At 69.7% G+C, this 14557-nt stretch carries 9 protein-coding genes and 1 pseudogene; 1 reads left to right on the plus strand and 9 read right to left on the minus strand.

Translation table 11 applies throughout. From position 1 onward, the window contains the following. A partial coding sequence (locus tag HHX30_RS19140) for an InlB B-repeat-containing protein (protein ID WP_311922604.1) occupies window positions 1-4339 on the minus strand: 4339 nt, incomplete at its 3' end. A 730-nt stretch (window positions 4340-5069) separates the two neighbouring features. Between HHX30_RS19140 and HHX30_RS19145 the strand changes: the two genes are divergently transcribed. Continuing rightward, window positions 5070-8420 (plus strand): BTAD domain-containing putative transcriptional regulator, encoded by a 3351-nt coding sequence (locus HHX30_RS19145; protein ID WP_169983346.1) that lies wholly within the window; start codon window positions 5070-5072, stop codon window positions 8418-8420. Window positions 8421-8456: 36 nt separating this feature from the next. Here HHX30_RS19145 and HHX30_RS43750 read toward each other — a convergent pair whose 3' ends face one another. The 8 genes and pseudogenes from HHX30_RS43750 to mshB all read right to left on the minus strand — a co-directional run bounded on the left by HHX30_RS43750 (window position 8457) and on the right by mshB (window position 14527). Further along, entirely contained in the window at window positions 8457-8861 is a 405-nt protein-coding gene (locus tag HHX30_RS43750) for an ATP-binding cassette domain-containing protein (protein WP_396704603.1), read from the minus strand. A gap of 103 nt (window positions 8862-8964) precedes the next feature. Further along, window positions 8965-10602: pseudogene (locus HHX30_RS40705) on the minus strand (peptidase domain-containing ABC transporter); the annotation flags it as partial. A 160-nt stretch (window positions 10603-10762) separates the two neighbouring features. Then, complete coding sequence (locus HHX30_RS19165) at window positions 10763-10909, minus strand: hypothetical protein (protein WP_169983347.1); 147 nt, start codon at window positions 10907-10909, stop codon at window positions 10763-10765. A 137-nt stretch (window positions 10910-11046) separates the two neighbouring features. Beyond that, the gene (rraA, locus tag HHX30_RS19170) at window positions 11047-11529 is read right to left on the minus strand and encodes a ribonuclease E activity regulator RraA (protein ID WP_169983348.1); all 483 of its coding nucleotides are present in this window, start codon (window positions 11527-11529) and stop codon (window positions 11047-11049) included. 57 nt (window positions 11530-11586) lie between these two features. Next, window positions 11587-12435 carry an MBL fold metallo-hydrolase gene (locus HHX30_RS19175; RefSeq protein WP_249350217.1) on the minus strand — a complete coding sequence of 283 codons (849 nt, stop codon included), beginning with the start codon at window positions 12433-12435 and terminating at the stop codon, window positions 11587-11589. Between the two features lie 278 nt (window positions 12436-12713). Further along, window positions 12714-13139: a hypothetical protein gene (locus HHX30_RS19180; RefSeq protein ID WP_169983350.1), complete on the minus strand. Its 426-nt coding sequence runs from the start codon at window positions 13137-13139 to the stop codon at window positions 12714-12716. Window positions 13140-13176: 37 nt separating this feature from the next. Beyond that, window positions 13177-13611 carry a DUF6113 family protein gene (locus HHX30_RS19185; RefSeq protein WP_169983351.1) on the minus strand — a complete coding sequence of 145 codons (435 nt, stop codon included), beginning with the start codon at window positions 13609-13611 and terminating at the stop codon, window positions 13177-13179. 10 nt (window positions 13612-13621) lie between these two features. Further along, a complete protein-coding gene (gene mshB / locus HHX30_RS19190; protein ID WP_169983352.1) occupies window positions 13622-14527 on the minus strand; it encodes an N-acetyl-1-D-myo-inositol-2-amino-2-deoxy-alpha-D-glucopyranoside deacetylase in 906 nt (301 codons plus the stop codon). Window positions 14528-14557: the final 30 nt, after the last annotated feature.

Here is a 14557-nt window from a genome sequence, read left to right on the forward strand (position 1 = left end):
CGGCCACCGCCAGGCTGTAACCAAAGGCCTGAACCTTCAACTCCGTCCCGTCGGCCGCATCAGCCGGGATCGCCGACGTCACCTCAACCCTGGCACTCCACCCCGGCTCCAAAACCTTGACCGTGTTACGGAACCCATCCTTGATCGGCGCGCAGATCCCCCGGAAGGTCTCACACGTGCTCACACCCGCGGCCTGCGGCACGAGCACATCCAGCCGCACATCGGTGGCCGGGTCGTCACCCTTGTTCGTCACCGTCGCCGTCCAGGTCACCTTCGACCCCGGCCCCGGCTCGGACGCCGACACCTCGGCCGTGACCTGAAGATCCGCCTGTGCCTTGGTCGGGCTCAACAGGAACGAACGGGCCGACTCGGTGAAACCGTCGGAGTCCGCCGCCCGGTCACGCACGAAACCCTGCATCAGGATCTGACCCGAGGAGTTCAGGTCCCTCAAGGTGTGCAGAGCCATACAGGGCTCGGTCGTCTTGGATCTGTCGGCGGGGCACATCGGCCGGGGCAGCAGCTCCGGCAGCTCGTGGACCGCGCCGTCCAGCCACAGCGCCGGCACACCGGCGCCCGCTCCGGCGAAACCGGCCACCAGACCACTGTCGTTGATCGCGGCGGCCGTGCCGGCGCCGAGATCCGTAGGCCTGCCGTTCTGCCAGGTGTAGGCGTGGCGTTCCTCGCCCATGCAGTTCCACTCACCGGCGATCACGCCGGGGTTGTTCACAGCGAACGCGATGCCGCCGCCCGGGCCGTCACACGCGGGAACCTCCAGCTTGGTGGTCACGCCGTCCTGGTAGTACGCGGGGCGCCACTCGATCGGAACACCGAACACGTTGCGCTGGGACACGTAACCACCGGCCACGGTGCCCTGGTTATTGATCCGGTTGGCCATGCCGCCCACATGGGCGGTGCCCCACTCTGGCGCGTCCGGCAACCGTACCGGCGTTCCCCCCTCCCACATCATGTAGGAGTCGCCGATCCAGCCGAACACCTGACCGCTGTCGTTCAGGTCGTTGGCATAGCTGTTCGTGTTCGCCGGCTGGCCCGTCGGGTGCAGATCCTTCACCGACCCGTCACGGCCGTAGACCACGGCATGCGATTCGTTTCGGTCCTCAACTGTGGCGGTGGCCGAGCCGGACACGTCACCGTCCTCGTTGATGCCCGTCGCTTCCGCGGCGCACGCGCCGGTGCACGGAGGCCCGCCCAGGTCGGTGATCTCCCCCGCCTGCCAGCGCACCGCGTGGTTCTTGCCGTCCTTCATCGTTGTGGCGGCGACCTGACCGCGGTCGTTCAGCGCGACCGCCGTGGTCGTAGAGGCGCCGTTGCCACCGGGCAGCCCACCGATCTCGGTCACCGTGTAGGTGCCGAACCGGGCCACGACCGTGTGGGGGCCATCCATGATCAACATGAGCTTCCCGGCAGGCCGGTCCTCGCCATCGACGGTCCACCCGGTCGGAATGCGACCGGCCTCAGGGGTCGCGGTCAGCGTCACCTTGGTCCCGGCCCGGTAGGTGTCCTGCGCCGGCGACGCCGACGCCGAACCCCCCGGCTGCGCCGAGAGCGTCAGCTCGAACTCCCGCGTATCGGGCTTCTTGATCTGGATCACCGTGTGGGTGTCGCGCAGCCCCTTGGCGGTCTCGGCCTGCACGAGCACGCTGTAGACCCCATCGGCCAGCGGCTCCGACGTGGCGCCGTACACACCATCCCCGGCGCCGCCGTCCTGCAACGTCAGCTCGACGGAGGTGGTGTCCTCGGCGGTCAGGACGGCCTTCACCGGAACTCCGGTGACCGGCTGCCCATCGTCGGTGACCTTGGCTGTCACCGTAACCCGGCCATCATCGGCCGCCTTGGCCGTGGCCGCCGCCTTCACCGGGCTACCGGCCACCCAGGCCAGCACATCGGCCGTAACCGCTTCAGCCGCCGTATTGGTGATCTCCAGCTTCCACGCCCCGGCTTGCGGCTTGGCCACGCTCAGCCCCTGGATCGGCTGCTCGGCTGCCTCACTGCCCGCGGCATAGGACGCGGCCGGCTTCCCCGACGGGTCGCGCAGCAGCATCCCCACCGTCTCCGGCAGCACCGCGGTGACGCCGAAGGCCGTTCCCTGCGGCACGTCCAGCGGCACGCTCACCGTCTTACCCGGCTCCACCGCCGTCGACGGCATGGCGAACGACGAGGGCGACTCGCTCGCGGCGCCGCCGTCCGCCGCGGCCTTCACGCCAGCGTGTGCCTGGACCTGCGGTGCCAGCTCTCCACCCTGAGGTGCGAGCTCAACAGAACCAGAGGTGCCGGCGAGCGACTTCGCGAGCCGCTCCTTGACATAGCCCTCGAAATCCTTCACCGAGGTGGTCATCCGCACATGACTGCTCTCGGTGGTCTTGATGTCGGTGTAGTCGAAGCTCGCACTCGACACCGGAACGATCGAGTCACCGTCTTCCTTGGTGGGCTTCGCCGGGTCTCCACCGAACCAGTCGCAGACCACGCCCCGCTTCACACCCACGAGGGCGGAGGGCAGCACACCACGGAGACGATGGACGTCCTTGTTGAAGATCTCCGTCATATGGGTCGTGGTCAGCTCCAACGTGGCCGGCCAGTGCATCTTGGGCCGCAGTCTCGCGGCCACATCCGCGCAGGGGCTTCCCAGGTTCGGGGTGCCCATCTGCAGCATCCGGTTCACCACCGGCCTGTCGTCCCACACGCCCGGCATATAGTCCTGGATGTACTTCCGCGTGATCACCCCGCCCATCGAGTGGGCAAGGACGTCGACATGCCACGCGCCCGTTTTCGCCCGCACGCCTTCGATGTACGTTTCCAACTGCTCGGCGTTCTGCTGCATGGTGTAGGTGCGCTCGGTCGGATGGGCCGGATCACCGGTGTTGAGCGTTCCGGGGACCTGCCCGTCACCGACCGCGTATCCCTTGAGCAGCGGGTGCGCATCGGACAGAAGGGTCTGGTAACTACCCCATGCCTTTTGCGCACTGCTTCTGTAGCCGTGCACCAGGATAAAGGGCTTCGGCCGGACGGTGAGCGCCTCGGTGCGATGCTCTCGTTCGACCGCACCGGCGAGCAGCTTCGCGGTCACGGAGCGGCCGGAATGTGCTTGGCCTCCATGCCAGGCGAAACTCGCGGTGTTCCAATCCACCGGGATCGTACGTGTTTCATGTGGCGCGAGAGTTACATCGATCTCGGGGACACCGGATTTGAGCAAGCTCTTGCCGGACACGTTCTCAAGCAGTTGAAGGTTTGTGGCCGCGGGGTAATCGCTGTCGTTTCTGACCACGACGTTGACGCGAACCGTGTTGCCGTCGATCGCCCAGTTGAACGGGAGGTCGACCCAGTCCTTGGAGGGGTAGACCCGCGTCTGGAAGACGATCGACTCGATGGTGGGAAACGCCTGGCCCAGGTCGAGCAGGAAGGGGCGGTACTCCCCTCCCACCTGCCCGATACCCGTGACCTGGTTGAGGTCGTTGATGCCCGTGGCCTGTCTCAGCGTCAGGGTCGTCCCCGGCGGCACCAGGCTGTTCAGGTCGATCGTGGTGTTTCCCACGTACAGGGCGGCCCGCTGATAACCGAGCCCGGAGCTGGACCCGTACAGCTCACCCACGGCGACACCGGCATTGTTGATGGCGAGCGCCTTGCCACCGTTAGCGGTCGTCTTCTCGTGGGCAACACCGTTCTTGTCCCAGATGATGGGCACATAGCCACCGGCCGAATTCTTCCCGTAGCCGGCGACCTCCCCCTTGTTGTTGATGTCGTGTGCCGCGGTGGCCTCGCCCCACGGCAGACTGTCCCGGCTCACGTCGAGGGGCTCGCCGGGCTTCGTACGGAAGGCTCGCAACTTCAGGTTGAACGGGTCGGGGTCCATGTCCGCGACACCGACCACCGAACCCGAGTCGTTCAGCGACGAGATCTCCATATGCTGCAGGTCGAACGCGCGGAGTCTCAGCACGGACCCGTCGGGGTCTCGTACCCAGCCCCCGTTGTCGGACCCGGCGACCTGCCCCTTGTTGTTGATGGCTATCGCATTGCGCGGCGAGAAGAAGGTCACGGTTCCGTCTTTGAACAGGAAGGACCCGCCGTGGTCCACCTGGCCGACGACTGTGCCGTCGTCGTTAACCTCCGAGGCGAAGCTGGATGCGCCCTCGATGCCGAGACTGGAATGGATATCCGTGGTTTGGGGGGAACCGTCCTTAACCGACAGCAGAACTGCTCTGGGTCCGCTGGCGACCGTTTTCTGCGTGGCGATTTGGCCCTTGTTGTTGACGCGTCCGACGTAGGTCCCCTCCGAGACTCCGCCGGAGCCGAAATCGATGAGCTTGACGTCGCCCGAGGCCGCCACGCTCGCACCCCCGGATGCTGCCGAGGCGGACGCGGCCAGCGCGGGTAAGGGCATGGCCAAAGAGGCCATGGTGGCGGCTAAGCCGACCACCCCGGCGGTCAGAGTGGTCGCGATCCGCCGAGCGAACGCGCGACAGGTTGACGGGTTCAAATGCGTTTCTCCTCGGCTACGAACGCGCCTTCCGGCGCGACAGTGAATCTCCGTGCAGGATTTGGTGTGCCGGAGCAACCGGTCCGCTCCCGCGGTTCGCCGGCCATAAAGGCGAGATAAGAGTTGGTACGGATCCTTACCGAGCTCCCCTGTAAATCGCATGAGCCGGCTTGCAGGACGCTGGCGGCCGGACACTTGCGAGGTGATCGCACCGCCGCGACAAGGCGACCCGACGCGCCCTCAGGCGCCAGGACCGGAACGACCGATGGCACCGTGACAGGCCAGGCCGCCGCCACTGTCCCGGTTACTGGAGGCCGATCTGTCAGGCGCCGGAGAAGTGGCGCCATCTTGTCCCTGATCGCCTGAGTCCGCAGTCACCCCTCAAACAAGGGCGAAATGTCCCATGCACATGGGACGCCACATAACGGACAATCCCCCCGTACGTAGGCGTCTGGGTATTGGTTGGCGAGTCGGCCGCGGAAGCCACTTCCGCGAGTCCGGCTGCCGGGTCGGCGTGGTGTCTGTGGTCCGGTGCGTCCGGATCGGCCGCCTGCGCACCGCCGCCAGAAGGAGGTAGGAGATGGAGTTCCGTGTTCTCGGCCCGCTGGAGGTCTACGACGACGACGGGGCGCGCGTCGACCTGGGCGGGCAGCGTCAGCGGGCCGTGCTGGCCCGGCTTCTGATCGCGCAAGGTGCGGTGGTTTCCAGCGGAACGGTGATCGATGCCGTGTGGGAAACGCCACCGGCGAGTGCTCTGGCGACGGTGCAGTCGTACATCTCGCATCTGCGCAGGGCCATCGAGCCGGATCGTCCGGCGCGTGGTGAGCCGCGGGTACTGTTGGGGCGGCCCCCGGGATATCTGCTGAGGGCGGAGAACGTGGATGCGGTGCGATTCGCGGACTTGGTGAATCGTGCGGAGCTCCTGTCGCCGCGGGAGGCGCTGGCGTCGGCGGAGGAGGCGCTGGGGTTGTGGCGAGGCTCGCCGTACGGGGAGTTCTCCGATAAGCCGTGGGCGTTGGCCGAGGCCGGCCGATTACGGGAGTTGCGGCTGGTGTCGATAGAGCTGCGCGCGCAGGCGTTGCTCGATCTGGGCCGGCCCCAGGCGGCGATAGCGGATCTGGAGGCCGAGACGGCGGCCAACCCGTTGCGGGAGCGGTTGTGGTGCCTGCTCGCGCTCGCGCTGTACCGCACCGGTCGCCAGGCCGACGCCCTGCGCATCCTGCGACGGGTCAGAGAACTCCTGGCCGACCAGCTCGGACTCGACCCCGGACCCGAGCTGAGGGACCTGGAGGACGGCATCCTGCGTCAGACCGAGTCGCTGGGTCCGGTCACCTCGACCACGGTGCTCACAACGTCACAGGCCCCCTTCCAGCCGAGGACGGTGCGGGGGCGGGAGAAGCCGCTGGCCGAGCTCCTGTCGCTGGCGAATTCGGCGACGCGACGGCGGGTGGCGGTCGCGGCGGTGAGCGGCGAGCCAGGCATCGGCAAGACCAGCCTCCTGGAGTCCTTCGCCGCCTGCTGCGCCGACGCGGGGTATCTGGTGCTGTGGGGGCGGTGTCACGACACACAGGGCACGCCGGCGTTGTGGCCCTGGCTGCAGGTGCTGGGAGCGTTGCAGGAGCGCTGCCCCCCGCCGGACCGGACGGCACTGGCCGGCCTGCTGGACGATGGCATACCCACCGGGTCGACCGGCACGGCGTTGCTGCGGCGCAACCAGGCGATCGCGCAGTGGCTGGTGACCGCTGCGCGAGCCCAGCCCCTGGTCATCCTGCTCGACGACGCGCAGTGGGCCGACCCGGCGTCGCTGGAGTTGCTGCGGGATGTCGCGGTGCTGATCGGCGGGACGGCGGACGGGGCGCCGTTGTCGCTGGTGACGGCCTTCCGCGACACGATGCCACCGCAGCCGCCAACGGGTGTCGCGGGTGGCCTGTCGGTGGACGAGTTGCTGGTTCGCCTGGCCGGCTACGACCTGGTACGAATCCGTCTGGGCGGGCTGGGTTTCGAGGCGGTGCGGGAGATCGCCGAAGAGATGGGCGTTCAGGTGAACGATCAGATCGTCGCCCGCCTGACCAATCGCACCGGGGGCAACCCGTTCTTCGTCCGCGAAAGCATCCGGCTGGTGGTCGAAGGCCAGTCCTTGGACACGGTTCCGGACGCGGTGGCCGGGCTGGTCCGCCAGCGCCTGGCCGGTCGCGACCCGCGGCTGGCGCAGGTCCTTAGCGTCGCCGCCGTGATCGGCAGGGATTTCGATCCCGCCGTGGTGGCCGAGGTCGCCTCGAGCCGGTCGATCGACGGCGACGTGTACGACCTGCTGGACCAGGCGGCCCAGATCGGAATGCTGGTCTGTCACAACACGCAGATGGCCTTCGCGCACGACCTGGTCCGGGAGACGCTCGTCGGCGACCTGCCCCCGCTGAGTAGGGCCAGAATTCACCGCGATGTCATGGCCGCTCTGTCCGCGCGCCCCGGCACCGATGTGGCGATGATCGCCCATCACGCCGTCGAAGCGGGTCCGGCCGCCTATGGCGAGGCGGTGCGCTGGGCCTGCGCGGCGGCCGAGCAGGCCGGTCTGCGTCTGGCCTACGAGGAGGCGGCGACCTGGTGGGACCGTGCCATCAAGGCCCACGACGCTTCCGCCGGCGACCCGGAGACCCACGTGGAGCTGCTGCTGCACCGCGTCCGGGCCCTGATCGAGACGGGAGACCAGCTCGGGGCCCGGCAGGCGCGAGCGGAGGCGATCCGCGCCGCCGACCGCGTTCCGTCCCGCCCGGAGCTGGCGGCGAGGGCGCTGACGGCACTGGACGCTCCGTCTCTGTGGTCGCTGCTCGACCCGTACGAGGCGATCGAGCTGCGGCTGGTGCACCGGTTGGAGTCGGCCCTGGACCGCCTGGAGGAGGAGGACACTCCCGAGCGAGCCCGGTTGCTGGGCAGTCTGGCTCAGGAGCTGTACGACGGGAGCGCCGACCCTCGCTGTGATTTGCTGTCCGCGCAGGCGGTGGAGATGGCCCGGCGCCTGGGCGATCCGCACCTGCTGATGCGCATGCTCAACGCCCGGCACCTGGCGCTGCCCCAGCCACTGCGCATCACCGAGCTGATGCGGATCGCCGACGAGATGTGCGCGTTGGCGGTGCGCGAGCAGGCTCCGAGGTTCGAGCTGCTGGCCCAGATGCTGCACACCCACAACCGGCTGGAGATGTTCGACGTGGCCGGGGCCGACCGGGCCGCCGCCCGGTGTGAGGCACTGCTGGAGCGGCTCCCGCTGGCCTGGCCTCGCTTCCAGCACACCTTCTGGCGGTCCAACCGCCTCGCCCTGGACGGCCGCTTCGACGAGGCCGAGAGACTTCGCACGGAGGCCGAGCATCAAGCCGAGCAGCTGGAGGTGTATCACGTGCGGGCGCTGGTGACCATGGGCCGCCTCGCGATGCGCTACCAACAGGGAGCCATGGCGAACGCCGGTCCGCTCGTGGACGCCATCTCCGGCATTCATCCCACCCTCGACCACGACGCCCGCGTTCTGCACCTGTGCTCCCAGGGCCACGGCGAGGAGGCCCGCGACCTCGTGCGTGCCGGCTGGCCGACGCCTCCCCGCGACTGGTCATGGCTGTCGGCGGCGTGTCTGCAGGCAGCCGCGAGAGCGGCCGTCGGAGACGAGGACGACTGCCGGGCCGGCTACGCCGAGTTGCTTCCGTACCGTCGGCGGATCTCAGGGATATCCGCCGTGATGTGCATGGGCCCGGTCGACTGGTACCTGGCCCTGCTCGCGTCCACCTTCGGGGAGTACGGCACCGCTGTGAGGCACCTCGCCGTCGTGGCACGGCTGGCGGACCGCAACGGGCTGACCTGGTGGCGCGATCGCGCCAGGGCCTCGGCTGGAGCGGTGGAAGCACTGCCAGGGCGTACGCCGTTCACGGAATCGGTCCCGCGCCGGTAGCCGCCCTGGCCGGGCGGATCCCGCACGCCGGACGCCTCACTCGCCGTCATGCGGGACATGAGCGGCTGAAGGACGGATGGGGATCGGTGTCCTCGTGAGGCCGGCCGTCTGGTGCTGGTAGCGGACCAGTTCGGCGTAGAGGCCGCCGAGGGCCATGAGCTGGTGGTGGCCGGCCTCGGTCACCCGGCCCTGGTGGAGTACGACGATGAGGTCGGCGTCCTGGATGGTCGACAGCCGGTGGGCGATGATGATCTGTGTCTGGCCGAGCCGCTGGAGGTTGCGGCGAATGCGTTCTTCTGTGGCCGCGTCCAGGCTGGCGGTGGGCTCGTCGAGCAGCAGGATCCGGGGGCGGCGGGCGAGGGCGAGTCGCTGTCGCTGCCCGCCGGACAGGCGCCCGCCGCCCTCCCCGATGTCGGTGTCGTAGCCCTGGGGAAGCCGCATGATCTCGTCGTGGATCTCGGCAGGTGGGCGGCGTGCTCGACCGCCTGTCTGCTGACCGGGGAAAAGCCGGCGATGTTGGCCGAGATCGTGCCGGCGTACAGGTGCGGCTGCTGGGTGACGCGCCCACCTGCCCCCGCAGCCATCGCAAATCGAGATCCTCCAGCGGGATCCCGTCGAAGCGGACCTGCCCGGCGGACGGCTCCACCAGCCCGACCAGCACCCGGCCGAGGGTGGTCTTGCCGGACCCGGACGCGCCGACGATCGCGACCCGGAAGCCGGGTGGGACGTGCAGGGAGACATCGCGCAGCACCGGGGTGCGGGCGTCGTAGCCGGTGCTGAGGCCGGTAGCGGTGATGCCGCCGCCCAGCCCGCCCTCCAGCCGGATCCCGCCGTCGCGTTCCGGTTCCGTGCCCATCAGGTCGGCGATCCGGCCGATGTGCGCGGCGGCGAGCTGGAGCTGGTACACGATGCCGAGCAGCGAGGTGAGAGGGGTGGTCGCCGCGACCGCGAGGGACACCAGGGCGAGCTGGTCGCCCAGTGTCTGACCACTGGTGGTGGCGGCGGCGAAAACGGCGACGAGCAGGCCCAGATGCAGGGCCGTCTGCAGGGCGCTGCCGACCGCCTGCACCGCCGCCACGTGTCGGTCGCGGGCCGCGCCGGTGGTGAGTTCCTCGTCGTGGAGGGTGCGCCAGCGCTCGACGGCGGCCGCCTCACCGGCGGAGGCTTTGATCGCCTCGATGCCGACGAGGTTGTCGACCAGGGCCGACTGGGTGGTGGCGTTGGTGTGCAGCGCGGCGAAGGCCAGGTGCATCCCCCGGCGGGCCGTGGCGAGCACGACGACGGCCTGGGCGGCGGCCGCCGTGAGCGTCAACAACGCCAGCCCGGGCGAGGCCACGACCAGCAGGGTCAGGTACGACACCACGGTGAACAGGTCGAACAGGAAGGTCAGCGACTGTTCGGTGAGCAGATCGCGCAGCATCGCCACCCCGCTGAGCCTGCTCAGCAGGTCGCCGCTGGAACGGCGCTGGAAGAAGCGGTAGGGCAGGGCAAGGGTGTGACCGACGAGCGTGCGCATCACCTCGGCGGCGACCGAGGTCTGCAGCTTGATCAGCACCCGTGCGCGCACCCACGACAACAGCGCGTGCAGCGCGACGACGCACAGGGCGCCGACCGCGAGCGTCGTCACGTCCGTTTTCACCGGCCGGTCCACCACGAGCTTGGTGAACAGCGGCACGGCCAGGCCGAGGAGTTGCGCTCCGAGCGAGGCCAGCACCACGGCCAGGACCAGCCTCCGGTTGGCCAGCGCGGGCGCCACCAGCGGGCGCAGCACCCGCCACGGACGTGACGCCACGGCGGGAGCGAGCCCGGCGGGGGCGTCGGCGAGCAGCACGGTGCCGCAGTAGCCGGCCCGGAACTGCCGCCGCGACAGCCGGCGCCGCCCCCGCGCCGGGTCGAGAACGGTGATGCCTCGCGGGGTGACCCGCTCGACCACGACGAAGTGGTTGTTCTCCCACAGAGCGATGAACGGCGTGGGCAACCTGGCCAGCGTGTCCATGGGGGCGCGGCAGGCGCGCAGCCGTAGCCCGAAGCGGGCGCCGGCCTGGATCATCTCGTGCAGGCTCACCCCGTCGACACCCTCGGCGAGATGCTCACGTACCTCCGCCAGGGTGGTGCGGCGCCCCAGCCCGCCGAGCACCATCGCCAGGCAGGCGGCGCCGCAGTCGCTGCGGGCCAGTTGCATCCGCAGCGGCACGCGCCGTCTCACAGCCAGAACCACCTGATCTCGGACGTGCGCCGCCGCTTCGGCGACCGGACCGCCGGGCTCGGCCGCGCCCGGTCCGCCGGTCACCGTCCGGACCCGGTCGCGCTCACGGCACCGGGTCGCCGCAACGGTCAGGCCATCAGCAATCGCCGGCCTGGCTGGCGGTGCAGACGTAGCCCGAACCGGGCTTCATCTCCGCCCCGACACCCGCGACGATCTCCAGCTCCTCACCGGCGAGCTCGGAGACGCCTGCGGGCAGGTCCTCGATCTTGAGAATGTCACGCATGGCATATCCCCCATCTGGGTACACAGGACTGCGCTCTGCGGCCAGTGGCGAGGATGGCAGGCACGCCTTGAATTCCTCTTCACCCCGGTTGCGAACATGTAGCCCGCTGGAGGTGACCCGACGGGGTCACGCCTAAGTCAGATGTCGAGGTGATGGTCGCTGAGGAGGATGCCGTCCTCGTCGCTGTAGAGCCACTCCCCCGGAGTGAAGGTCACATCCCCGAAGGTCACCGGGACGTCGACCTCTCCGAGGCCGGTCTTGGCGCTCTTGCGGGGGTTGGAACCGAGCGCCTTGACGCCGAGGTCGAGCCGGGCCAGGGCGGCCGTGTCCCGCACGGCGCCGTTGATCACTACGCCGGCCCAGCCGTTCTTCACGGCCGCGGCCGCGATCATGTCGCCGAGCAGCGCGGTGCGCAGCGACCCGCCGCCGTCGACCACCAGGACGCGTCCCCCGCCGGGCGTCGCGAGCGTCTGCTTGACGAGCGCGTTGTCCTCCAGGCATCGGACCGTCGAAATCTGTCCGGAGAACCGCGCACGGGCGCCGTACGAGCGGAACTGCGTGACGCAACTGCGCAGCGCGTCGCCGTGGGCGTCGTAGAGGTCAGCGGTCGCGAAGCTCATGCCCGAATTGTGCCAGGGCCGCCCGGCGTGGCCCGCGCCCCGCCCGGAGCCGTCCCCTCAGGGGAGCGTACGGCTCTCGCCGACGGCGAGGTCCCACAGGTCGGCGGGGTCCATGCCGCGTGACTCCCACACGGCGCGGGCCTCGCGTACGGGCTCCAGCAGCGGCTCGCCCGACAGCACGAAAGTGCCCCAGTGCATGGTGGCCATCCGCCGCGCACCCACGTCGAGGCACCCCTGCACGGCCTGGGCGGGATCGACGTGCGAGACCTTCATGAACCAGCGCGGCTCGTAGGCCCCGACCGGCATGAGGGCGAGGTCGATGCCCGGGTAACGCTCGCCGATCTGGGCGAACCGCTCCCCGTAGGCCGTGTCGCCGGCGAAGTAGACCCGATGGTCGCGGGAGGTGAGCACCCATCCGCCCCACAGGGTGCGGCAGGTGTCCCACAGCGTACGGCGGCTCCAGTGGTGGGCCGGGACGAAGTCGAACGTCACGTCGCCGAGACGGGCCGACTCCCACCAGTCCAGTTCGGTCACGTCACGGAAGCCGCGCCGCCGGAACCACCCCGCGAGCCTGGCCGGCACGAAGACCGCCGTGTCCCTCGGCAGGCGGCGGATCGTCGGCGCGTCCAGGTGGTCGTAGTGGTTGTGGCTGATCACGATCGCGTCGACCTTGGGCAGGTCGGACCAGGCGACGCCGGGAGGGGTCAGCCGCTGGCGCACGCCGGGGATCTTGCGGGACCACACCGGGTCGGTCAGCACGGTCAGCCCGCCGATCTGGAGGACGAACGTCGCGTGGCCGACCCAGGTCACCACGGTCTCGGTCGCGGCGGCGCGGGGCAGGCCGACGCGGTGGACGGGAATCTGGTCGCTGTCGCCGATGTCGGGCCGCAGTTGCCCATGCCACATGACGCTCGTGACCTCGCGGAAGTCCGGGAGAGGTGCGGTCAGCCTGTCGGCGAAGCTGGACGGCCACCGGCGGGGTCCCGTCGGCGCGGTCGGCTTCGGCGGCGCTACCGGAACGGAGGGAACGGGAGAAACGGGAGAAACCGTTGAAACAGGGACCTCAGGGCTTTCCGGTTGGATCGTTTGCGACATGGGGGACTCCCTTCCGCTCTCCATGATCCCCACAGGACCGGAAATATTCCTCCTACGACCGGCCGATTCCGCTCACGTCGCCTCCGCCCTCAGAGGGAACGCGATCTCCTCCACCGTGGATGAACCCGGGGATAACCGCCGTCGTCGAGACCGGCCATCCGCTCGAAGAGGTTCCACGAGGCCGGGTGGCCGCAGACGGCGTACGAGACGGCCGAGGCGAGCACGTACAGCGCGAGCATGGGCAGGCCGACGCAGAACGCGTACTGGGTGGCGTGCCGGGACTCGTGGTCGAGCAGGCAGCCGGTGAGGTAGCCCTCCCCGTGCTTGGTGAGGACCACGTTGCCCACGGTGAACGCCCCCGCGACGGGAAAGGGGATGCGGTAGCCGTGGGCGTAGACGAGGCCGCGCTCCCCTCTGCGGGTGCGGGCTCCGCCGATCCGCGCGATCAGTAGCCCGAGGGGCGTGGAGAGGTTGACGTAGTTGATGACCTGCCGGACCCGGTGCGACCGCCGCATGCCCCCAGCATCGGCGACCAGTCCCACCTGAACAAGCTCACGCGCGGCCGTACGACTTCAGCAGCCACGAACCGGTGGAGCGGGTGACGACCACGGCCGCCGCGACCGCGACGGCGCCGCCGTACAAGTACCAGTAGCCGGCCGAGTTGCCCGCGACGGCGAGGTCGCCGGCCCGCTGCGGTGTGGCCAGCAGGAACGACACGAGGAGCCAGCCGACGGCGGGGACGAGCGCGGCCAGCTTGCCGCCCATCAGCCTGCCCATGGCGTACGGCACGGCGAACAGCACCGCCAGCCAGGCGATCGCGGCGACCGGCATCTGCCCGACGTACCACGCGTGCTGGAAGCCGCCGACGACGCCGAGCACCACGCCCAGCAGGAAGAGCACACCGTACGCCGCGCCGGTCACGACCCCGGCCAGCAGGCCGGGGGCGTCCTCGGTGGGTTCGACGCCGATCTGCGCCTCCTGGGTCATAGCGCCCAACTTAGCCGATGCCGGCGAACAGGTCGGTCTCACGGTTGTACGGCTCGCCCAGGCCGCCGACCTCGGGCGGAGCGCCGATGCCGGGCCGGCCGGGAACCCCCGCGCGCAGGATGAAGTGCTCGATCCCGAGGGCCTGCTGGCCGACGTTGTTGGACAGCGCGAACCACGGCGCGTCCACGGCGATCTGCGTCGCGTGCGCCCGCATCGCGTCGAGCTTGGCCTCCACGTACGGCCGGGCGTCGATCTCCGTCGTGACGTCCTTGTCCGCGCATCCCGGCATGTCGTCGGCGGACTCCGGCACCCAGAAGTCGACGTCGGCCTCGCGCATGGTCTCCATGGTCCGCAGCAGCACCGACTTCGGCATGGCGGTGAGGTAGAACTTGGCGATCCGCCACGGCTCCCCGCCGGGGAACTCGGGGTCCGCGGCCAGCTCGAAGGCCCGCCAGGCGACGCGGTGCGCCTGGATGTGGTCGGGATGGCCGTAGAAGCCGTTCTCGTCGTACGTCACGAGAACCTGGGGCCTGACCTCGCGGATCGCCGTGACCAGCTCGCCCGCGGCCTCGTCGAGGTCCGCCTGCCAGAAACAGCCGGGACGGTCGTTGGTCGCCGCGCCCATCATCCCCGAGTCGCGCCAGCGGCCGGCCCCGCCCAGGAACCGGTGATCGGTGACGCCGAGCGCCTTGCACGCGGAGGCCAGCTCGCCGATGCGGTACTGACCGAGGGTGTCGTCCCTGTCGGCCGTGTGGTGGGCGAGCTCCGCGGGGATGACCTCGCCCTCCTCCCCCAGGGTGCAGGTCACGAGCGTCACGTGCGCGCCCTCGGCGGCGTACTTGGCCATGGTCGCCCCGGTGCCGATCGTCTCGTCGTCGGGGTGGGCGTGCACGAGCAGCAAGCGACGGTCAGTCATGCCTCCGAGGGTAGTGCCCTTGTGCTGGCA

Source organism: Microbispora sp. H10836, from assembly GCF_012999525.1.
Classification (GTDB): Bacteria; Actinomycetota; Actinomycetes; order Streptosporangiales; family Streptosporangiaceae; genus Microbispora.